The 22,125-nt window shown below is 47.2% G+C and carries 24 protein-coding genes; all 24 read left to right on the top strand.

All coding sequences use genetic code 11. From position 1 onward, the window contains the following. The first annotated feature begins 1 nt into the window (after window position 1). The 24 genes from PAHA3_RS13470 to PAHA3_RS13355 all read left to right on the top strand — a co-directional run bounded on the left by PAHA3_RS13470 (window position 2) and on the right by PAHA3_RS13355 (window position 22,066). Complete coding sequence (locus PAHA3_RS13470; RefSeq protein WP_062835194.1) at window positions 2–730, top strand: demethylmenaquinone methyltransferase; 729 nt, start codon at window positions 2–4, stop codon at window positions 728–730. Then, window positions 723–1,589, top strand: a complete 867-nt coding sequence (locus PAHA3_RS13465; RefSeq protein WP_062835193.1) for a UbiA-like polyprenyltransferase — start codon at window positions 723–725, stop codon at window positions 1,587–1,589. Before PAHA3_RS13470 ends, PAHA3_RS13465 begins: the two co-directional genes overlap by 8 nt. Next, window positions 1,590–2,210: a UbiX family flavin prenyltransferase gene (locus PAHA3_RS13460; protein WP_062835192.1), complete on the top strand. Its 621-nt coding sequence runs from the start codon at window positions 1,590–1,592 to the stop codon at window positions 2,208–2,210. It begins immediately after the preceding gene. Between the two features lie 290 nt (window positions 2,211–2,500). Further along, window positions 2,501–3,475, top strand: a complete 975-nt coding sequence (locus PAHA3_RS13455; RefSeq protein ID WP_062835191.1) for a polyprenyl synthetase family protein — start codon at window positions 2,501–2,503, stop codon at window positions 3,473–3,475. Between the two features lie 193 nt (window positions 3,476–3,668). Continuing rightward, a complete protein-coding gene (gene ndk / locus PAHA3_RS13450) occupies window positions 3,669–4,112 on the top strand; it encodes a nucleoside-diphosphate kinase (protein ID WP_062835190.1) in 444 nt (147 codons plus the stop codon). 25 nt (window positions 4,113–4,137) lie between these two features. Continuing rightward, complete coding sequence (locus PAHA3_RS13445; RefSeq protein WP_062835189.1) at window positions 4,138–4,932, top strand: CheR family methyltransferase; 795 nt, start codon at window positions 4,138–4,140, stop codon at window positions 4,930–4,932. 178 nt (window positions 4,933–5,110) lie between these two features. After that, the gene (gene aroC / locus PAHA3_RS13440) at window positions 5,111–6,280 is read left to right on the top strand and encodes a chorismate synthase (protein WP_062835188.1); all 1,170 of its coding nucleotides are present in this window, start codon (window positions 5,111–5,113) and stop codon (window positions 6,278–6,280) included. Window position 6,281: 1 nt separating this feature from the next. Beyond that, a complete protein-coding gene (gene aroB / locus PAHA3_RS13435; RefSeq protein ID WP_062835187.1) occupies window positions 6,282–7,376 on the top strand; it encodes a 3-dehydroquinate synthase in 1,095 nt (364 codons plus the stop codon). Window positions 7,377–7,381: 5 nt separating this feature from the next. After that, window positions 7,382–7,759 carry a chorismate mutase gene (aroH, locus tag PAHA3_RS13430; protein ID WP_047843558.1) on the top strand — a complete coding sequence of 126 codons (378 nt, stop codon included), beginning with the start codon at window positions 7,382–7,384 and terminating at the stop codon, window positions 7,757–7,759. A 503-nt stretch (window positions 7,760–8,262) separates the two neighbouring features. Further along, a complete protein-coding gene (gene trpE, locus PAHA3_RS13425; RefSeq protein WP_062835186.1) occupies window positions 8,263–9,831 on the top strand; it encodes an anthranilate synthase component I in 1,569 nt (522 codons plus the stop codon). 35 nt (window positions 9,832–9,866) lie between these two features. Continuing rightward, the gene (gene trpD, locus PAHA3_RS13420; protein WP_062836102.1) at window positions 9,867–10,940 is read left to right on the top strand and encodes an anthranilate phosphoribosyltransferase; all 1,074 of its coding nucleotides are present in this window, start codon (window positions 9,867–9,869) and stop codon (window positions 10,938–10,940) included. Continuing rightward, window positions 10,930–11,718 carry an indole-3-glycerol phosphate synthase TrpC gene (gene trpC, locus PAHA3_RS13415; RefSeq protein ID WP_062835185.1) on the top strand — a complete coding sequence of 263 codons (789 nt, stop codon included), beginning with the start codon at window positions 10,930–10,932 and terminating at the stop codon, window positions 11,716–11,718. Before trpD ends, trpC begins: the two co-directional genes overlap by 11 nt. 35 nt (window positions 11,719–11,753) lie before the next feature. Beyond that, window positions 11,754–12,455, top strand: a complete 702-nt coding sequence (locus PAHA3_RS13410; RefSeq protein WP_062836101.1) for a phosphoribosylanthranilate isomerase — start codon at window positions 11,754–11,756, stop codon at window positions 12,453–12,455. Next, entirely contained in the window at window positions 12,452–13,651 is a 1,200-nt protein-coding gene (gene trpB / locus PAHA3_RS13405; protein WP_062835184.1) for a tryptophan synthase subunit beta, read from the top strand. The genes PAHA3_RS13410 and trpB overlap by 4 nt, the downstream gene beginning before the upstream one ends. Continuing rightward, entirely contained in the window at window positions 13,648–14,454 is an 807-nt protein-coding gene (trpA, locus tag PAHA3_RS13400; RefSeq protein WP_062835183.1) for a tryptophan synthase subunit alpha, read from the top strand. The genes trpB and trpA overlap by 4 nt, the downstream gene beginning before the upstream one ends. A gap of 86 nt (window positions 14,455–14,540) precedes the next feature. Continuing rightward, a complete protein-coding gene (hisC, locus tag PAHA3_RS13395) occupies window positions 14,541–15,641 on the top strand; it encodes a histidinol-phosphate transaminase (protein WP_062835182.1) in 1,101 nt (366 codons plus the stop codon). 26 nt (window positions 15,642–15,667) lie between these two features. Next, window positions 15,668–16,762 carry a prephenate dehydrogenase gene (locus tag PAHA3_RS13390; protein ID WP_062835181.1) on the top strand — a complete coding sequence of 365 codons (1,095 nt, stop codon included), beginning with the start codon at window positions 15,668–15,670 and terminating at the stop codon, window positions 16,760–16,762. Window positions 16,763–17,470: 708 nt separating this feature from the next. Beyond that, the gene (locus PAHA3_RS13385) at window positions 17,471–18,064 is read left to right on the top strand and encodes an RNA polymerase sigma factor (RefSeq protein WP_062835180.1); all 594 of its coding nucleotides are present in this window, start codon (window positions 17,471–17,473) and stop codon (window positions 18,062–18,064) included. Then, window positions 18,061–18,699 (top strand): anti-sigma factor family protein, encoded by a 639-nt coding sequence (locus PAHA3_RS13380; RefSeq protein ID WP_062835179.1) that lies wholly within the window; start codon window positions 18,061–18,063, stop codon window positions 18,697–18,699. The genes PAHA3_RS13385 and PAHA3_RS13380 overlap by 4 nt, the downstream gene beginning before the upstream one ends. A 42-nt stretch (window positions 18,700–18,741) precedes the next feature. Further along, window positions 18,742–19,341: a histidine phosphatase family protein gene (locus PAHA3_RS13375; protein WP_062835178.1), complete on the top strand. Its 600-nt coding sequence runs from the start codon at window positions 18,742–18,744 to the stop codon at window positions 19,339–19,341. 277 nt (window positions 19,342–19,618) lie between these two features. Then, on the top strand, window positions 19,619–20,737 hold the full coding sequence (locus PAHA3_RS13370) for a hypothetical protein (RefSeq protein WP_062835177.1): 1,119 nt from the start codon (window positions 19,619–19,621) through the stop codon (window positions 20,735–20,737). A gap of 44 nt (window positions 20,738–20,781) precedes the next feature. Then, a complete protein-coding gene (locus PAHA3_RS13365) occupies window positions 20,782–21,288 on the top strand; it encodes a gamma carbonic anhydrase family protein (RefSeq protein ID WP_062835176.1) in 507 nt (168 codons plus the stop codon). A gap of 23 nt (window positions 21,289–21,311) precedes the next feature. Then, the gene (locus PAHA3_RS13360) at window positions 21,312–21,491 is read left to right on the top strand and encodes an IDEAL domain-containing protein (protein ID WP_017687723.1); all 180 of its coding nucleotides are present in this window, start codon (window positions 21,312–21,314) and stop codon (window positions 21,489–21,491) included. Between the two features lie 152 nt (window positions 21,492–21,643). Beyond that, complete coding sequence (locus tag PAHA3_RS13355) at window positions 21,644–22,066, top strand: DUF2487 family protein (protein ID WP_062835175.1); 423 nt, start codon at window positions 21,644–21,646, stop codon at window positions 22,064–22,066. Window positions 22,067–22,125: the final 59 nt, after the last annotated feature.

Below are 22,125 nucleotides of genomic sequence, written 5' to 3'. Positions count from 1 at the left end.
AATGGGGAGCGGAGAGAGCAAACCGAAAGAAGAATATGTCCATTCGGTTTTTCAGAGTATAGCCGGAAAATATGATGTCATGAATGATATTCTAAGTTTCCGCAGGCATAAGGCTTGGCGCAAATTCACCATGAAAAAGATGAATATGTCCAAAGGCGACACCGGTCTTGATTTGTGCTGCGGCACATGTGACTGGACGCTCGCCATGGCAGAAGCAAGTGAAACGGGGCACATGCATGGGCTTGATTTCAGCAGCAACATGCTCGAAGTTGGCCAAACGAAGATCAATGCCGTACAGCGTCAGAAGCAGATTACCCTGACACAGGGAAATGCCATGTCACTTCCTTTTGAAGACAATTCATTCGATTATGTGACGATCGGGTTCGGGCTGCGCAATGTACCTGATCTCAGACAGGTGTTGTCTGAGATGAAACGTGTAGTAAAACCGGGCGGTATGGTTGTATGCCTGGAATTGTCCAAGCCAACCTGGCAACCGTTCAAGGGCATTTATTATTTTTATTTTGAGAAGGTTTTACCGAATCTTGCCAAAGTGTTCGCTAAAAGTTTTGAGCAGTACAAATGGCTGCCGGATTCTTTGGCCATTTTTCCGGGAAGGAAGGAACTGGCAGACATTTTTGCAGAAACTGGATTGCAACAAGTGCAGGCCTACCCTCTGACCGGAGGTATCGCGGCACTGCATATTGGAACCAAGGAGAATCAGCATGTTTAGGAAAATTCGCATCTTTTTAGAAATGATCAAGATTGAACACACGCTTTTCGCTTTACCCTTTGCATTTATGGGGGCCATTCTCGGCTCCATGGTAGTGAATGATACTTTCCCAAGCTGGATGCAGATTATGTGGGTATTGCTTGCGATGGTCGGCGCACGTAGTGCGGCTTTCGGTTTGAACCGAATTATTGACCAAGCGATTGATGGCAAAAATCCGCGTACCGCGATGAGAGCGATCCCTGCAGGTCTGTTGAAAAATGGGGAAGTTGTTATATTCGTCATTATCTCTTTTATATTGTTATTCTGGGCCTCATCCAATCTTAATGTATTATCGATGCAGCTGTTGCCTATTGCTGTGTTTATGCTGGTACTGTATTCGTACACCAAACGTTTCACATGGCTATGCCACGTCGTTCTCGGAATGACAATTGGTTTGGCACCGCTTGGTGGCTGGGTAGCTGTAACGGGTACGATGGATTGGACAGCGATTGTCCTGTACGTTACGATTGTGTTCTGGACAGCAGGTTTTGATATTATCTATGCATGTCAGGATCTGGAGTTTGACCAAGGTGAAGGCCTTCATTCGATACCTTCCCGTTTTGGCCTGGTTAAATCATTGCAGATCGCCAAGTTCTTCCATGTGATTACTGCAATTGGTTTTCTTGCGTTATTGTTGATGACAGATCTGAGCTGGTGGTATGGCGCAGGCATGCTGGTTACGTACGGTATTCTGTTCTATCAACACTATATTGTATCGCCTAATGATATGAGTCGTGTTCAAACGGCATTCTTTACCATGAACAGTTTGCTTAGTTTAATCGTATTTACGTTCACTTTGATTGATCTGGCGGTGAAATAAATGGTACAGCAGCCGGACAATAAACGACTGGTTGTCGGAATTACCGGAGCGAGTGGCAGTATATATGGCATTCGATTAATTGAAACGCTGCTTGATTTGGAATATAACGTTCATCTGGTCATATCCAATGCAGGGTGGCGTGTACTGAAAGAAGAAATGGACTGGGATGTGACGAATCGGGATGGGGTGCTGGAAGAAAAATTCGGCAACCGTGCTGGTTCTCTGATCTATCATCCTGTGAGTGATATAGGGGCCTCCATTGCAAGTGGTTCTTATCTGGCCGATGGCATGATTGTTATGCCATGTTCTATGGGAACTCTTTCCTCCATCGCGCAGGGATCTTCGGATAATCTGATGTCCCGCGCAGCCGATGTTATGATGAAAGAGGGAAGAACATTGATCCTCGTACCACGTGAGACGCCTCTTCATGCAATCCATCTGGAGAACATGCTGAAGCTCTCCCGTCTTGGTGTACGAATGATACCGGCTATGCCTGCTTTTTATTACAAACCTCAGACTATGGATGAGTTGATTATGTTTTTGGTGGGGAAAGTGCTTGATAGCTTGCGCATCCCACATCAACTGTTTACAAGATGGGGAGAACCGGATAAACGGGGATAACGACTGAGTCCGATACAAGGCTGTTTTTTTGCCAAAGTGTTGCTCGGTTTATTTGTCCCCCGAATCCCGGGGTATTGGTGAGTGCTGATGGTGAGTCTTCATGAACCACAGTCTTGACCCATGCTCCGGCAACTTCTGTATTTTGTTTCAGAATAAGTCGCAGAGTTTATAGAAAAACACAAGCAAGAACGGTAAGCCGGGTTTTTTCGTCATGCCTGCAGGCCCGACTTGCTGGAGGGGAAGGTAAGCATGGATTTATGGACTGACAATACGCTGATACGGGTGAACGAATGAAACTATTGGATATTTTCGGGTTGTTAAAAAAGGACATGGATTACATTGAGAAAGAGTTGTACCGCAGTGTACGAGGAGAACAAAAACTGCTGAGTGAAACGTCGCTTCATTTGCTCAAAGCAGGAGGAAAACGGTTGCGGCCCGTTTTTGTATTACTTGGCGGGAAATTTGGTACATATGATATTGAACGACTGAAGTTGGTTGCGGTTCCGCTCGAACTCATTCATTCCGCATCTCTCGTTCATGATGATGTTATTGATAATGCGGAGACACGCCGAGGCAAACCTACGGTGAAGTCCAAATGGGATAATCGGATTGCCATGTACACTGGAGACTATATCTACGGTAAGGCACTTGAAATGACTGCCGGATTATCCGATCCAGCTATTCATCGTATCCTTGCCAAAGCCATGGTACAGATGTCCATCGGTGAAATGGAGCAAATTCGCGACTTTTTCAATACGGGACAAAGCGTCCGAAACTATCTACTGCGGATTCGTCGCAAAACAGCACTTCTGATTGCGGTTAGCTGTCAGTTAGGAGCTTTGGCCACACGTGCGCCTGAGCATGTATCTTCCTTGCTGTATACGTACGGATACAATGTGGGGATGGCTTTCCAGATTCAAGATGATGTACTTGATCTGGTAGGTACCGAGAAACAACTCGGTAAGCCACCTGGCAGTGACATGAAGCAGGGAAATATCACTCTTCCTGTGCTGTATGCGCTGCAAGAGTCCGATCTGCGTGAACCTCTGTTGAAGGAGATTTCCCGTGTCCAACATGAAGAAGGACGGGCGAGTGCATCGGATGCAATTGGAATGATTCGCCAAAGTCAAGGAATTGCTAAAGCAGAAGCCCTTGCTGACCGATATATGAAGAAAGCGCTCGATGCTCTCGATCAGCTACCTAACATCAAGACGACCAAAAACCTGCGTGACATCGCTCATTTTGTGGTTAAACGCACACATTAAATTTTGTATAACCTTCGACTCACATGTTGGACTGGACAACGCATAGTTGATTGGGTCTGACACAGGTACTCATACACGAAGATGAACAGGCGTGTGAAATTCCTCATTGGGAGGATTTGGACATGTATGTTACAATCAGAGGGATTGCGTTTACATAGTGACTAACTTTGAACCGTGAGTGAGGAGTGAGCTGATGGATCGTACATTTTTGATGGTGAAGCCGGATGGTGTGCAGCGTGGATTGATCGGTCGAATTATTAGCCGTCTGGAAGACAAAGGATTTAAGTTGGTGGCAGGCAAATTGGTGCAGATGACTGAGGATCAGGCAAAACGCCATTATGCTGAACATGAGGGCAAACCGTTTTTCGATGATTTGGTTCGTTTTATCACATCTGGGCCTGTATTTGCCATGGTGTGGGAAGGGGACGATATTGTGGCGCTTGCGCGCATCGTCATCGGGAAAACCAATGTGAAGGAAGCCGCTCCGGGGACCATTCGCGGAGACTTCGCCAGCCACACACCACATAATCTGATTCATGGGGCAGATTCACCGGAAAGTGCTTCCCGTGAAGCAGCAAATTTCTTTGCTTCAGATGAACTGGTGGTATACGACAAGAGCATCGCAGCCTGGTTGTAATTATTAGCCAAAAGGGTGATACACGATGCTGGAGCAAGAACAACTACTAGACCCGGATTACACCGGATTCATTCGTAAAATCAAAGAGAGCACAGGCATTGATCTTGCTCAATACAAGGAAGGCCAGATGAAAAGAAGGCTGACCACACTTCGCAACAAAAACGGGTTTCATACATTTTCTAACTTTTTTGATGCTATGCAGAAAGATAAATCCTTGTTCTACGAGTTTCTTGATCGTATGACGATTAACGTGTCGGAATTCTGGCGTAATCCCAATCGTTGGGAAGTACTGCGGGACGAGATTCTGCCTGAGCTGCTGGGCTCTAAGCGACGTGTCAAAGTCTGGAGTGCAGCTTGTTCAACAGGTGAAGAACCTTATACACTCGCCATGATTCTGGATACGATGGGAATTTTGAAGGATAGCTCCATTACAGCAAGTGACCTGGATGAAGGTGCATTGGCCAAAGCCAAGGAAGGGCGTTATATGGAACGCTCACTTAAGGATGTGCCAAAGGAAACGGCGAACCGTTACTTCAAGCAGGATGGCTTGGTATACCGTATTGATGAGCAACTCAAAAATTCGATCAAGTTCATGAAACAAAATTTGCTCGTGGACCGTTTTGACGATGGATACGATCTGATTGTGTGCCGGAATGTCATGATCTATTTTACCGAGGAAGCCAAAAACCTGTTGTATCACAAATTTGCAGCAAGTTTGCGTCCAGGCGGTATTTTGTTTGTGGGCAGTACAGAGCAGATCTTCTCCCCGGGACAATATGGTCTGGAGACAGCAGAGACATTCTTCTATCGGAAGAAATAATCATATTGGTTGTTGAGCCGTCTGAGGCACATGTACATGTGTTCAGGCGGTTATTTGTATATCTAATACAAGAAAGAGCCGGCTTTCTTGTCAAAGCGGGTCAGCTATACTATAATAAGCAAAGAAATTATGGGATTTTAGCAATGTGAAGTTTAACAGTTTAAAGGGGGAACGTATTATGAGTTTACGCTATTTAACCGCAGGGGAGACGCACGGACCCCAATTGACCGCTATTATTGAAGGATTGCCAAGTAATTTAACGATTGACTTTGAAGAACTGAATTTCCAGCTTCACCGCCGCCAAAAGGGATATGGTCGTGGACGCCGGATGCAGATCGAGAAGGATCAGGCCAATTTCGTTGGTGGTATCCGTCACGGATATACAACAGGTGCTCCAGTAGCGCTGGTTGTTCAAAATAACGACTGGAAACATTGGCAGAACATTATGAATATTGAGCCAATTGAAGGCAGTGACGAAGAGAAACGTCGCGTTCATCGTCCGCGTCCCGGACACGCCGATCTGAACGGTGGACTCAAGTATAATCTCAAAGACTTGCGTAACGTACTGGAGCGCTCCAGTGCACGTGAGACAACCGTACGTGTGGCATGTGGTGCCATTGCACGTCAGTTCCTGGCTGAATTCGGAATCAAGGTAGCTGGGCGTGTACTTCGGATCGGAGAGATTGAAGCTCCTTATCAGGACCTTCCGATTGATGAACTGATCGCAGTGACAGAAGCTTCCTCTGTACGTGTCACGGATGCTGAGACAGAGAAGAAGATGGAAGCCTACATTGACCAGATCAAACAGGAAGGCGATTCCATCGGAGGAATAGTGGAATGTATCGTTGAAGGCGTACCTGTTGGTTTGGGAAGTTATGTTCAATACGATCGCAAGCTGGACGCACGAATCGCACAAGGCGTAATGTCCATTAATGCATTCAAAGGTGTAGAAATTGGTATCGGATTCGAAGCCGGAGTCATTCGTGGATCACAGGTACATGATGAAATCATGCATACGGATGAGCGCGGCTACCACCGGGCAACCAACCGTCTGGGTGGATTCGAAGGTGGTATGACGAACGGGATGCCAGTGGTTGTACGTGGTGTGATGAAGCCGATCCCAACGTTGTATAAGCCACTGCAAAGTGTCGATATTGATACGAAAGAAGCATTTACGGCTCAGGTTGAGCGCTCAGACGCTTGTGCTGTACCCGCAGCAAGTGTGGTTATGGAGCATGTCGTAGCATGGGAAATTGCCAAAGCATTCCTTGAGAAATTCGGCGGGGATTCCATGGAAGAGATCCGTGCGAACGTTGCCAGCTATAACGCTCAACTGGAGAATTACTAATATGCGTCAGCTGACGGTACAGTTGGAGGAACGCTCATATCCGATTCTGATTGGTAGCGGCCTCTTGGCGCAAGCCCCTCAATATTTTGAGCAATACGGCTTGACCAAGAAAAGCCCGTTACTCATCATAACAGACGAAAATGTGGCTCCCAAATACTTGTCAGGTTTGGAGCAAACGCTGCGTACGGCTGGTTATACAGTCGTATCGGCGGTTGTCCCCTCTGGTGAAACATCGAAATCCCTTTCGGTATATCACGATATGATGACTGTTGCGATCGAAGGCAAACTGGATCGGAGTTCTGCGATTTTGGCCCTGGGTGGGGGTGTCGTAGGTGATCTGGCTGGCTTTGTTGCCGCTACATATATGCGTGGAATCAAGTTTGTTCAAGTACCTACAACGATTTTGGCGCATGACAGCAGTGTGGGCGGCAAGGTAGCTGTCAACCATCCGCTGGCCAAAAATATGATCGGCGCATTCCACCAGCCCGAACTTGTACTCTACGATGTGGATACACTTCAATCCTTGCCGCCACGAGATGTTTCGGCAGGTTTGTCAGAGATGCTGAAGCACGGACTGATCCGTGATGAGGCTTTTGCACATTGGTGTGAGGAGCATGCGGAAGAGTTGCTTGCGCTTAATCCGGAAGCACTGGGATACGGTTTGGAGCGTGGGTGTGGTATTAAGGCAGAGATTGTATCCAGAGACGAACGTGAAAATGGAGAACGTGCGTTGTTGAACTTGGGACATACGATTGGTCATGCCATTGAAGCGATTGCCGGCTACGGAGAGTTCCTGCACGGAGAAGCGATCTCCATAGGTATGGCTGGATCAGCATTGCTTGGTGAGAAGCTTGGTGCGCCAGCAGGGCTCTATGAAGATACGGTCCGCATGTTGCGTTCACTTCGCCTTCCAACAACGATGCCTGCACATCTCGACACGGATGCATTAATGGAAGCGATGATGCATGACAAAAAGTTCCGTGAAGGTCATATGGTGTTCATCATTCCTGATCGGATTGGGGCTGCAAGAATTGTGAAGGACGTACCTGTATCGGCAGTTCGGGACGTCATTGAAATGCTCAGGAAGGGAGAATAACAGCAATGGTCACACGGGGAATTCGCGGGGCTACAACAGTCACGCAGAACAACGAAGAACAGATTTTGAAGGAAACGGCTGTATTGTTGCAGGAGATCGTAGATCGCAATGAGATCCAACCGGAAGATATCTGCAGTGTGTGGATTACATTAACCGGGGATCTGGATGCTGCTTTCCCGGCAAAAGCTATTCGCCAACTGGATGGCTGGGAACTGGTACCACTAATGTGTGCACTGGAGGTTCCTGTTAAAGGTGCCTTGGCACAGTGTATTCGTTTCATGGTGCATGTGAATACGAACAAAGCTCAGAATGAAATCAACCATGTGTATCTGAACGGTGCACAGGCATTACGTCCGGATTTGGCAGCACCTTCTGGCTCTTAAGTAAGTGGGTTGTCAAACCGATCATAATGATGTATAGTGAGAACCAGTTGAGTAGAGTAGAGATTGAGCTGAGAGCAGCTGAGCTAGTGGAGTATATAGCAGAGTCCAGTGGGTGGTAACCGGGGCAACAGAAACCGGTCAACTGATTCACGGTACGTCGTGCTACGGAATAGGTAACAGGAGCAGGGAAGCAAATGTGTCTTGGGACACGTTTTGTTTTGATATATTTGGATATAACACGAATAACGCACGTTCCCGTATTTTATGAAATACTGGAATGAGTAGTTGAAGTGTTATAACTAATTTATTTTCCCGATTTGGATGATGTGAGATGCATCAGTTCAGCAACCTGTGAATAATTCGACAGCGCAGTATAGGGACTTGTTATTTATGAAGCATCACCCTGTTAAATACAGCTTATAACCAAACCTCTACCTGATGGTAGAGGTTTTTTTCGTATATTGAATTGCTTCTTCTACCTAAATCTGAAAGGACGTGATCTGATGATAACGCCAAACGTTAATCAAGTACTGAAAATGTCGAATGAGTATAATCTGATTCCGGTAGTCAAACGGATTCTGGCAGACATGGAGACCCCAATTCGAATATTCCGCCGTTATGCTGACAACGACCGTGCATTCCTGCTGGAAAGTGTAGAGGGGGGTATCCAATGGGCGAGATACTCGTTCATCGGTACAGATCCGTTCCTGATGATTTCGGCGAAGAAAGGCCGGATTGTTGTAGAAGAAGCAGGGAAGACCCGTGAATTGCCAGGCAAACCGATTGAAGAACTGAAAGCATTGCTGCGTAAGTACCGTAGCCCGAAAGATGATGAACTGCCACCATTCACAGGTGGGGCAATTGGGTTCTTCGGATACGATCTGCTGTCCTATTATGAGAAGCTTCCAGCTCACGCGCTGGATGACCTGAATATGGATGACATTCGCTTTATGTTCTGTGACCAGATTATTGTGTTTGACCATGTGAAGCAGCAGATGCTGCTCGTCGGTAATGTACACGTCAAAGACGGCGCAACGGATGATGAGATACGTCAAGCGTATGCAGTGACTTCAGAGAAGCTAGAGCAGGCCGCAGAACGGTTGCAGCAGCAAGGACCAGGGGAGAACCTGAATCCGCGCTCTATTCCGGGAGATGTAGAGCTGGGGGATATCTGCTCCAATCTCACGAAGGAGCAGTTTATCGGCAATGTGGAGCAAGCCAAAGAATACATTCGCGCAGGTGATATTTTTCAAGTGGTATTATCCCAGCGTTTCCACATTGATACGGAAGTTTCTCCACTTCACGTATATCGTGTGCTTCGGACGCTGAATCCATCACCTTACATGTACTATCTTAAGATGGATGATGAGATTATTGTGGGCACCTCACCGGAGGCGCTGGTCAAGGTGGACGGCAATCGTGTGGAGACTCGACCGATTGCAGGCACACGTCCAAGAGGGGCGACAGAAGCGGAAGATCGTGCACTCGCTGCGGATCTGCTCCAGGATGAGAAGGAACGTGCGGAGCATTTGATGCTGGTTGATCTTGGGCGTAATGATCTGGGCCGGGTATCCAGCTTCGGCAGTGTGAAGTGTAACATGTTCATGGAGATTGAACGTTATTCTCACGTCATGCACATGGTGTCCAACGTTACGGGCGAACTTAGAGAAGACAAGGATTTCTTCGATGCATTCCTCTCGTGCTTGCCAGCGGGTACCGTATCCGGTGCACCGAAACTACGTGCAATGGAGATCATCGCGGAACTTGAGAAAGAGGCACGTGGTGCCTATGCAGGAGCAATCGGATACCTCGGTTTCTCGGGTAACATGGACTCCTGTATTACGATTCGTACGATTATTTTCAAAAAAGGAAAAGCATATGTACAGGCCGGAGCGGGAATCGTATGGGATTCTGTGCCTGAGAATGAATATGAAGAAACGGTTAATAAAGCCAAAGCGTTGCTTAAGGCGATTCGAACAGCAGAAGCAATGTTTCCTGCCAAAGACAAAGACAACACGTTGAGACTGGCGAATGCAGACTACTTTGTCACACCAGCAGCCGCTAAGAACTGAGAGAGGAGAGACCGGAGATGAACATAAACCCAATAATGAATGAGAACCCTGTAACCCCTATTGCTGAGATTACTCGTGAGGAAGGCATGAAAAATGGCCTGGCGAAGATTTTGGAGGGGAGCCATCTGGAGCAAGCTGAAGCACGAGATTTGATGTACTCGATCATGAGAGGTGAGGCAACGCCGGCTCAAATCGGAGGTTTGCTGATGGCGCTGCGGATGAAGGGGGAAACGGTGGATGAGATCACCGGTTTTGCTGAAGCCATGCGTGGTCAGGGCGGACGAATCCTCACGGATGGCAGTGGCTTGCTGGACACGTGTGGAACAGGTGGATCGGGTATTCACAAATTCAACATTTCCACAGCATCCGCGATCATTGCTTCGGCCGTCTCGGTTCGGGTCGCCAAACATGGCAACCGTTCAGCTTCAGGCAAAGCGGGTAGTGCAGATGTACTAGAGGCACTCGGTGTAAATATCCATCTGAACGGTGAGCAGGCCAGACAATGTCTGGATGATATCGGAATCTGTTTCTGTTTTGCCCAGGTATATCACCCTTCCATGCGACATGCGGCAGGACCAAGAAAGGAGCTGGGTGTTCGTACCATTTTCAACATGCTCGGACCTTTAACCAACCCTGCAGGAGCAGATCGCCAATTGCTTGGCCTGTATGATCGTTCTCGGACGCCAATGATTGCTGAAGTACTGAATCGTCTGGGTCTCAAAAGAGCGTTGGTCGTGGCCAGCCATGATGGTCTGGATGAAATCAGTATCTCGGCGCCAACTCAGGTATCTGAACTTCGCAATGGTCAAGTGCACACCTATGATATTGATCCACGTGATATGGGCTTGTCTCTGCATCCGCTCGAAGCGGTACTTGGAGGAGATGCGGCACAGAATGCCGAAATTATTAAGAGGATCTTCCAGGGTGAGCAGAGTGCCTACCGTGATGTCGTTCTGTTGAATGCCGGAGCGTGCATCTATGTGTCCGGTCTTGCAGATAGCATTGCTGAAGGGGTGACGCTTGCCGCAGAAGCGGTAGATTCGGGCAAAGCTGCCGGGAAGCTTGAACAGTTAATTCATACAACGGAGGCGTACAGTCATGTATCTTGATCGAATCGTTGCAACCAAACATAAAGAAGTTGAAGTTCTGGCACAAACATTTCGCATGGATGAGGCTATCCAAAAAATCGAACAATTACCCGCAACCCGTGGGTTTGAAAAAGCATTATCGAGCGGACGAAATCGCAAACTCGGCCTTATTGCTGAAGTGAAGAAGGCTTCGCCGTCCAAAGGATTGATCCGTCCGGATTTTCATCCGGTAGAGATTGCTGCTGCTTATGAACGAGCGGGTGCAGACTGCATCTCCGTGTTAACGGATGTATCGTATTTTCAAGGGAGCAACGAGTACTTGCAGGCTATTCATCAGTCTGTGAACATTCCGCTATTGCGTAAGGATTTTATTATAGATGAACGACAGATCGCCGAGGCAAGATTGCTGGGTGCGGACGCGGTACTGCTGATTGCCAGCATTCTGACTCCAGAACAAATTCGTCAATATCTGGAATTCGCCAAAAGTTTGGGGCTGGACGCCTTGATTGAAGTCCACGATCGGACAGAGCTGGAGCAGGTATTGGAAATTCCGCAGGCAACCCTTGTGGGTATCAACAATCGTAATTTGAAAACATTCGAAACCAGTCTGAACACAACACTGGATTTGATGGAATTGATTCCAAGTGGCGTCACCTTAATCAGCGAAAGTGGTATTGATGGACCAGAATCAACAGTACCTTTGATCCAAGCCGGTGTACACGGTATTCTCGTAGGTGAGCACCTCATGCGCAAGGATGATGTCGAGGCAGCTGTATATGATCTGATGGGACCGAAATGATGAATACTTCCATACACGATGGCACAGGCGACAGTATGTCAGGACACAGAAACCCGCTGCCAGCGGCCGTAAAAATATGTGGACTTCAGGACGTTGAAGTGCTAAAATCGATGATAAACTTGCCTGTGGATTACATTGGTGTTGTTTTTGCCAAATCACGCCGTCGAATCAAACCCGAGCAGGCTGCTGCATTAAGAACGGTACTATTCGAATGGTCGGCCTATGAACGGCCGAAGCTTGCGGGTGTATTTGTGAATCCTACGCTCGAAGAGCTGGAACACATTATGGAGGTTGCTCACCTCGATGTTATTCAACTGCATGGACAGGAGACTGCGGAATTTTGTCAGCAGGTGAAGCAGCGGTGGAATGCCAAAGTATTTAAGGCTTTTTCTTTTCCCAAAGATGAAACGGGTCCGGAAGCTGATGATGCAGCCATAAGGGCTCTTGATGCCTACGATAAATTCGTGGATGCGATATTGCTTGATACCTATGATCCTCTATATGGAGGGGGCTCCGGCAAAACGTTTGCCTGGGAGCGTATTCCTGCCTATGCCGATTGGGTGAACAGTCATGGAATCTCTTTGTTCGTTGCAGGAGGTTTGCAGCCGGACAATGTACAACAACTGATACAGACATATGCACCTTTCGGCGTCGATGTATCCAGCGGCGTGGAAACTGAAGGTGTGAAGGATATTGCCAAAATTACAGCATTCGTAGAAAGGGTGAAGCAGGCATGACACATCAATTGCCGGATCAACACGGGCGTTTCGGTCACTTCGGAGGCCGCTTTGTACCTGAGACACTAATGAACGCACTCATTGAACTGGAGGAGGCATATAGCCACTTCTCTGAAGACGAGGAATTCAACAAGGAACTGAACTATCTGCTGAGCGAGTATTCTGGACGTGAAACGCCATTGTATCATGCAGAGCAATTATCACGCCGATTGGGCGGACCGAAAATTTATCTGAAACGTGAAGATCTGAATCATACAGGTGCGCACAAAATTAATAACGCCATTGGACAAGGCCTGCTTGCGAAACGGATGGGCAAAAAGAAAGTCATTGCCGAAACGGGTGCAGGCCAACATGGCGTTGCAACGGCCACAGTAGCCGCATTGCTCGGACTGGAATGTAAAGTATTTATGGGTGAAGAAGATACAGAACGTCAGCAGCTAAACGTATTTCGGATGAAGCTGCTCGGAGCAGAAGTGATTCCGGTGACGTCTGGAACACGGACACTGAAGGATGCTGGTAATGAAGCACTTCGCTACTGGGTCAGCAATGTGGAGGATACATTTTATGTGCTCGGATCCGTGGTTGGTCCTCATCCATATCCGATGATGGTGCGGAATTTCCAACGTGTGATTGGTGATGAGACCCGCCGTCAGATTCAGGAGATCGAAGGACGTCTGCCGGATGTGATTGTAGCCGCTGTTGGTGGAGGAAGTAATGCGATCGGGATGTTCTATCCATTTATCGGTGACCAGGATGTGAAGCTTGTTGGTGTTGAAGCCGCAGGCAAAGGGGTTGAAACCGAGTATCACGCTGCGACGATGACCAAAGGCAAGCATGGTGTATTCCAGGGATCTATGAGTTATCTGTTACAGGATGAGTATGGACAGGTTCAGCCAGCTCACTCCATTTCGGCCGGACTTGATTATCCGGGTGTTGGTCCAGAGCATTCTTATCTTAAGGATATTGAACGGGCAAAATATGTACCAATCACGGATCAGGAAGCACTGGATGCCCTACAATTGCTATGCCGGACAGAAGGAATCATTCCTGCTCTGGAGTCTGCACATGCGGTCGCCCAAGTTGTTAAACTGGCGACTGAACTCACAGCGGACGATATTGTGGTCATCTGTCTATCGGGACGTGGAGACAAGGATGTTGAATCCATCATGAAATACACGGGAGGCGACTTGGCATGAATCTGATGGACCAGACCTTCCAGCAATTGAAGCAACAGAATCGCACGGCACTTATTCCATTCTTAACCGTGGGAGACCCGGATGTAGACACAACGATCGATATCATCAAGGAGCTTGAACAGGCGGGAGCAGACATTCTGGAACTGGGTGTGCCCTATTCCGATCCACTAGCAGATGGCCCAGTCATTCAGCGTGCTTCCGAACGTGCGCTGAAAAGCCAGATTACCATTCGTACCGTTATGGAAACCGCTGCAAAAGCTCGTAAGGCAGGTGTGAAACTGCCATTTGTACTGTTCACCTATTATAATCCGGTATTGCAGACAGGACTGGATGTGTTCTTTGAAGAATTGGTCAAACACGATATTAGTGGCATGATCATTCCGGACCTGCCGATTGAGGAAGCGGAAGAGATGCGACAACGTGCAAATCGTGCCGGTGTGCATCTGGTGCCGCTTGTTGCACCAACGTCTAATGCACGGATTGAGCGGATTGTGATGGGAGCGAGCGGCTTTATCTATTGTGTATCTTCCCTTGGTGTAACCGGAGAGAGAGCTTCTTTCTTTGACGGCGTAGAAAGCTTCATTGAGACGGTGAAAAGTCTGACAGACCTCCCTGTAGCGGTAGGTTTCGGTATCTCCAGCCATGAGCAGGTTGCACATTTCTCCCGCATCTGCGATGGTGTTGTTGTCGGTAGTGCCATCGTTCGTCAAGTGGAAGACGCGATTCCTCTGCTTGAAAATCCGGATACGCGTGCAGCGGGACTGTTGCAAATTCGCAACTTTGTGGCACAATTAAAGGGATAGGGATGTCCTGAAAGTACATCCTTTGGATACGTGAGGTACATGCTGATCCGTGTCCAACAATATTTTAATAACAGGAGGCGGTTGGGTTGAAACCGAAATCCCAGATTGTCAATCTGCCTGTGTACCAGCCGGGCAAACCGATTGAAGAAGTGAAACGTGAACTGGGGCTTGATCAAGTCATCAAGCTGGCCTCCAACGAAAATCCGTACGGCAGTTCTCCTGCCGCTCTGGAAGCCATTACGAGAGAAATGACGAATATAAGCATATACCCGGATGGTAGCTCAGTTGAGCTGACTGGAGTTCTTGCCAAGCATCTTGGCGTGGAACGGAACAATCTGATATTTGGTTGTGGTTCCGATGAGATTATTGCTTTGATTACGAGAGCTTTCTTCTTACCGGGCGACGAGACCATCATGGCTGATCAGACATTCTCCGTATACAAAAGCAATGCAGATATTGAGGGTGCCGTTACCATTGAAGTGCCTCTGAAGGATGGGACTCATGATCTGAGCGCCATGCTCGCACAAATCAGCGACAAAACCAAAGCAGTTTGGGTGTGTAATCCAAATAATCCGACAGGTACGATTATCTCCGAGCAGGAACTTACAGCCTTTATGGACCGCGTGCCTGCTCATGTGATGGTCATACTGGACGAAGCGTATTATGAGTTCGTAACCGATGAAGCATATCCGCAAAGTGTACCATTGATCGAACGGTATCCGAACCTGGTCATTCTACGGACATTCTCCAAAATTTACGGTTTGGCTTCGCTCCGGATTGGGTATGGTATTGCTCGTCCCGAAATTATTGATTTGATTAACCGTGTGCGTGAGCCATTTAACACTTCGCGTTTTGGACAGGTCGCAGCAACGGCAGCACTGCTCGATCAGGAATTTGTTCAAGAGTGCTCGAAGCGGAATGCAACGGATCGGGATTTCCTGCAAAATGAATTTACACGGTTGGGATTGTCGTATTTCCCTTCACAGGGTAACTTTATTATGGTTGATCTGAACATGCCTTCGGCAACGGCGTTCCAATCCTTGCTCAAACAAGGCATTATCGTTCGCCCGGGATTCCACGTATATCCAACATACATTCGTGTGTCCGTCGGAACATCAGAACAGAACCGTGCATTTGTCACGGCACTGGAAAACACGCTGGCTGAGAAGGCGGTAGCACGCCCTTAATTCTGGCGATGAAAGAGTGAGGACCCATGAAACTAAAAATTGCAATGATTGGTGTAGGACTCATCGGCGGTTCACTTGCGCTCTGCTTCAAAGGCAAGCCAGGTGTAACAGTGATGGGCTACGCCCACTTGGATGAACTGAAGGACAAGTACATAGCGAGCGGTGTAGTGGATGATGCTACGCTCTCTCTGGAAGAAGCGGTAGAGGATGCCGACTTTATTTTTTTGTGCGTTCCCGTAGGTTTACTTGAATCCTACTTTGAGCAGCTCTCCAAGCTGCCATTGAAAAAAGGATGTATTATCACTGACGTAGGAAGCACGAAGGCTTCCATTGCGGCTTGTGCTGAGCATGTGCGGTTGACCGACGCTTATTTCATTGGTGGTCATCCTATGGCAGGATCGGAGCGTGCAGGCGTAGACGCGGCCTCAGCCGTGTTGTTTGAGAATGCATACTACGTCTTGACCCCTTCAGAACATGTGCCTGAGGAAGCGTACAGCAGGTTGTCTGAGCTGCTTGCATATACGCGGGCACAGATCGTACGTGTGGAGCCTTTGCTGCACGATGACATTGTGGGGGCGATTAGTCATCTGCCACATGTTATTGCTGTTGCGTTGGTAAACCAGGTGCGTGAGTATAATGAGTCGAATCCGTTGTATAAAATGCTGGCTGCAGGCGGTTTCCGAGATATCACCCGGATTGCATCCAGTGACGCCATTGTATGGAGAGATATCTTGCTTAGCAACCGGGATGTACTGCTAGGTTTGCTTAAGGACTGGAACAGCCAAATGACGGCCTTCACGGATATGCTGGAGCATAAGAATGGTGAAGGCATTGAGGAAGCATTCCGTCAGGCCCGCGAGTTCCGCAGTGTATTGCCAGAACGACGCAAAGGCATGATTTCGCCGTTATTTGACCTCTATACCGATGTCCAGGATGCACCTGGTATGATTGGTAAGATCGCAACTGAGCTTGGGGCCAATGACATCAACTTGAGCAACTTGGAGATTATCGAGAACCGGGTGGATGTGCCAGGCATTATGCGTCTGTCCTTCCGTCAGGAAGAAGATATGGAACGAGCCAAGACGTTATTGGATTCCTTAGGTTATCAGGTGTGGATATAAGATGAGAAAGGGGGCGAAAGCCCTCTTTTTTGTGAGGTTATATTGGAGTTGTTCAGTTGATTTTCGTCACAGATTAAAGAGGGTAATGTATATAGAGGATGTAAATATTAACATACAAATAACGGGCAACATCTTTTAGAAGACAAAAAAAGACCGCTTACATAAGCGGCCATTGCTCACGTGGAGCAATACAGTTATTGGATAGGAGTGGAGAGAAACCATACTGTACCCTTATTATATGTATACGTTTTCATTTTGTCAACACTTTAAGTAAAATTGTTTGAGTTAATTATATCTTTCGGAAATTCAGGATAATACATCCTTTTGTGAAGATGCCTCGGATCAAAAAAATATCACATTTTTGTAACCTTTTTAAAACTTCGCTCGTCTATATACAAAAGGCTTGTCAAAAAGGTCCAAAAAGAAGTCATGAACGTGAAAATGACCGCATATGAATGACAGGTCGGGTTTCTGTGGATAGCAATGGATTTGCCAGGATGATGCAGACCGTTGTACAATAAATACTGTTAATGTAGAAACGTTGGGGAAATTGCCATTACATAGGGGAATTTGGCGGGAAGGCCAGTTATGGCGCTGAACGCTGTTTTATGCGGTGAGAACCGCAACTTTTTTGTGCCTGTTCGGTAATACATGGATAGAGTCGAACGGGGAGAAGCACATGGATGGGCGAGGAGGGGTCGCACTCAAATGACGGATTCCCAGTTGATTCGAGAGATCAAGGAAGGTAACCTGGAGTTATATTCCGAGCTGATGAGTCGTTATCAGCGTAAAATACTGGCTTTCGTATATCATATGTTGAAAAGTTCCAATATGGAGCTGCTTGCGGAAGATCTCTGTTCTGAGACTTTCTATAAGGCGTTCCGCAGTCTGCACTCTTTCCGTGAGGTGGATGCCTCATTCTCAACCTGGTTATATACCATTGCGAGAAATACGGTACTGAGTGAGCTTCGCAAACAGCGCAGCGGAAATGTCCCACTTGAAGAGAGCGGGATCGTTCCCGTTGCTCCTTCGGAGAATGCACCGGAGTATGCTGTTCTGCGCAGCGAGCGGGTGATGCTGGTTAGAGACGCGATTAACAATTTGCCGGAGAAGCAGCGTTCTGCGATTATACTCCGCGAGTATGATCAACTAGACTACCAAGAGATTGCGAATATTCTTGGGCAGAGCGTCAGTTCTGTGAAATCGCTATTATTCAGGGCAAGATCAAGCGTAAAAACTCAATTGGAACCTTATTTCTTCGAACCGGTGTACGAGCCATATGAAGGGATGAAGAACCGATGAATTGCAATGAAGCCCAGGAACTGTTTGCACTGGTCTGGGACTTGCCGGAAGCTCATCCTCAGCGGATTGCATTTCATGCTCATCTCGCTGGTTGTGAAGAGTGCTCCGAGCAGTTTGAGGTCTGGGAAGAAGCCCAGATCTTGTTGCACAGCATCCCGGTTCCAGTGACAGAACAACAGGCAGAGAGAGTCAACCGTAACGTTATGGACCGGATCTATGCGGAGTCTCCATGGCTATTGCCGGAAGAGGCAAAGGTTAATCGTTTCTCTGCTGCGATCCGCAAACATATGTCTTTGTGGATTGCCGCTTTCCTGGCTATTTTTTTATGCAGCTTTCTGTACATGGCCATGTTTAAGCCAGACGTATCAGAAGCTGAGCAAACCAAGGTTGTTGCTACGGGTATTCTGGAGACAGGGGTTGCCGGAAGCGGACCATCGTCTTCTGGATTGTATCAGTACAACATGACTGGAGCGGACAGAGGAAGCATCATTGAACCTTTTGTTGTGAGCATGGGACCTGCTTATCCTCAGTATTGGATGGCCCTTTCTTTACTAGCAATAGGGATGGCTTTATTTTCTCTTGGACGTATGCATCGAACAACGAATAAACGTAAACAACAAGGTGCGCGTGCATAGGTAATAACCTTTCGTTCGCCGTGTGGGAAATGAGGGATGAAAGTGCGAATCGGGCTTATTCGTCACGGTCTTACAGACTGGAATGCGGCGGGCCGTATACAGGGTCAAACGGATATTCCTCTGAATGGAGAAGGTCGTGAACAGGCAGAACGCCTGGGAAGACGTCTGCTGACGGAAGAATACCAATGGGACTATATCATCACAAGTGGATTATCGCGTGCACAGGAAACAGGGGAGATTATCTCCAGGCTGTTGAATGTACCTTTGCTTGAGCCAGACGCACGGTTGAAAGAAAGGGCTTTTGGTCAGATTGAAGGTCTGACTTCAGAAGAACGGGTTGCCCGCTGGGGCAAATCCTGGGAGACATTAGACTTGGGACAGGAGCAGATAGCGGATATCCAGATTCGTGCACTGGCGTTTCTGGAAGATCTATGGTCTGCCTATCCGGACGGCAACGTGCTCATTGTTACTCATGGAGCTTTTCTGGCCAACCTGTTAACAGCCTTGTTTAAAGATCGGTATACGGAACGGATTGGAAACCTGTCACTGACGATCCTGGAAAAGGAACGTGATGACTGGAGTCCGCTGTTATATAATTGCACACGACATCTGTCTTTGGACACAGCGAAACAACCTGAGTAATCTAACTTGGGTTGTTTTTTTGCGTTTTATGGGGAAAGAAAGACTTTATATGATTTCAAAACTCTTATTTTTCTTCTGATTGACCAACTTGAGGCATAGTATGATTAACGAATTAATTTCATAATCCACTAAAGATATTATGAAAATGATTCAAACATAAAAGATTTCCAAAAAGAGGTTTAGATTGTGGGAATTCCGTCAACGATGTTTACAAAACCAAACTATTTCAGGCTTCGAATCAGCGGTCGAAGTAGTTAACGGGCGAGGCGATGGACCCATGAATCTAGCGGATATGCTTACTTTTGCCGATATTGGCCAGCTTAATCGAATAGCAGACTATTACCAATGTGAATGCAAGCCCAACTCCAAACATGAACTCATCCAGAGTATTCTCACTACATTGGGCAGCAGACCCTTTTTTGAGCAGCAGGTACGTCAACTGAATCAAGCAGATCAGCGCTTCTTGAACAACTTGTTGTTTGATCCTCGCCAGTACTATGGTATGGAAGAACTCGTTGCCATAGCCCGTCAATCGATGGACAAAAAGGAGAGTGAGGCTGGCGCCAGTCCACGTGACCTCATCGTTCGCTTCAATAAGAGCGGATGGTTGTTCAATGGGACGACGCAGCAGACCAGATATCTGTATCAGGTACCTCAGGATCTGAAATTAAGGTTCAGGGATGTGTTATCCACACATTTGCGAGCAGGGATTGCCAAAACGACGGAACCGCCCATGTATCGGGATGAGTATCATCTCTTAGCGGATGATCTTAAGTTGTTCCTGCAGTTTGTCCAGCAGCATGAAATTGCCCTTAACGCTGAAGGCATGATGTACCGTCGCTCTCAACAGCAGATTATGGAGCATCTACACATCAGTGAGGAATTGGTGGGCAAAGCCGGTTGGAGATTCGGATATGGTCGTTCGTTCAAGGATTACCCGGATCGCTTCGCTCTTCTCTACGACTATGCATTTCACCATCGGCTTGTTCGCGAGGAGCAAGGTACGCTAAGGTTATCACCAGCTGGAGAAGACAAGCTGGGGGCTGAGAAAACAGCCGAAATGATACAGCTATTTAGGTTTTGGTTAAGATTGTATAAAGGTGCTATTCCCAATCTGTCCTCTATTGTGTATTGGACAGGCGAATGTGCCTCGGAATGGTCAACCGCCGAATCGCTGTTTCGTCAGATCGGTCCATTCATTCAGCCGTTCTATTATGATACGGCTGAGGCCATCTATGATAATAGAATTGTTAAAATGATGTTGCATCTTGGCATGGTTCGCATTGGCGAACACGAGGAAGGCCGGACTGTACAAATGACAGCCTGGGGCACACGACTTGCTGCATCCTGTCGCTCCATCTCTGGAGACGTTACACCTATTATGTTTGACAAGTGAAGGACAAGTTGCTAAAATCACTCCCAAATTAAGGAGTGATATCGATGATAATTCCATACAAAGGTCTACAACCTCAGTTACACCCTTCAGTATATATGGCTGAAGGTGCAAAACTGATCGGTGATTTGAGAATGGGGGAAGAATCTTCCGTCTGGTTCAATGCAGTCCTGCGAGCCGATTTGGCTCCCATAATCATTGGAAGCCGCTGTAATATTCAAGATAATGCTGTTGGACATGTTAACACAGATCAACCTTTGATTTTGGGAGACGATGTTTCGGTAGGACATTCAGCGATCATTCATGGTTGTCGTATTGGAACAGGCTCATTAATCGGCATGGGAGCCATTCTGTTGAATGGAGCCGACATAGGCGAATATACGCTGATTGGGGCCGGTTCAGTTGTTACTGAGAATAGTAAAATTCCGCCCTATACTCTGGCCTTGGGGACACCTGCCAAAGTGATACGTGAGCTGACTGATGCCGATCTCGAGCGGATGTCGAGAACTTCACTGGGTTATGTTACCAAAGGAAAAGAATATAGGAGCTCTTAAATCCGTTTTGGAGGTGCATCCTATTGGATAAAATGAAAGTTACGTATGAAGTCATGTTGGGGCTGGCAGCTGAGATGGTGTGGGACGAAGCGCTTCGCAAACAGCGCAGCGAGAAGCTCTATTTGGAAATCGATAAAGCGTTAGCTACCGGAGACGAAGTAGCTTTCCGGAGTCTGACGGATGAACTGAGGACCATAAACTGATGGGCACCATACATCTTTTCTGATATAAAAGGGAATGCGCAGATGCGTGTTTCCTTTTTTGATATGTGTATTTCCAAAATGAATGTCTGGATTTATAAGATATGCTCATATATAATATGGGAATAAAATGGATAGAAAGGGGATATAGGGAATTGAAATTCAGTGAGATGACTCAAGACAGCTGGGCTGAACTGCAACTCTATCTGGATACATGCCTTATTCCATACACGGCTCTTAGCGGTGAGCAGTCGCCAGTTGAAGCTACCGAAGCACTGGAGCGGCTGAGAGATTTTCTGGATATGGTCGAGATTCCTTTCAAAGGGAGAATTATGACGTATCCAGCCTTTCATTATGCTAATTCGGAAATGTCAATGACATTAAATTCCTTGTCCGCACAGCTTAAATCCTCAGGATTCAAATATGTGGTTATTATGTCATCGGATGGTCAATTTGATGGTGTGGAAATTTCATCTGCTGATTTGATTTTGAGTCGGTCAGCGTTAACGCGTGAGGTTGGTGAAGAGGGAATTGCGAGATTTGTCGGGGAGAAAATACGAGAGTTGTGGAAAAAATGAGTTTCGTGCGACAAATGTGACAATTTTACAACACTTTTTTAATAACGCTTACAAATGAA

Origin of the sequence: Paenibacillus amylolyticus, assembly GCF_001570725.1 — a bacterium.
Lineage (GTDB): Bacteria > Bacillota > Bacilli > Paenibacillales > Paenibacillaceae > Paenibacillus > Paenibacillus amylolyticus_A.
Note: the sequence above shows the minus strand (reverse complement) of the source record. Positions and strands in the feature narration are given on the sequence as shown.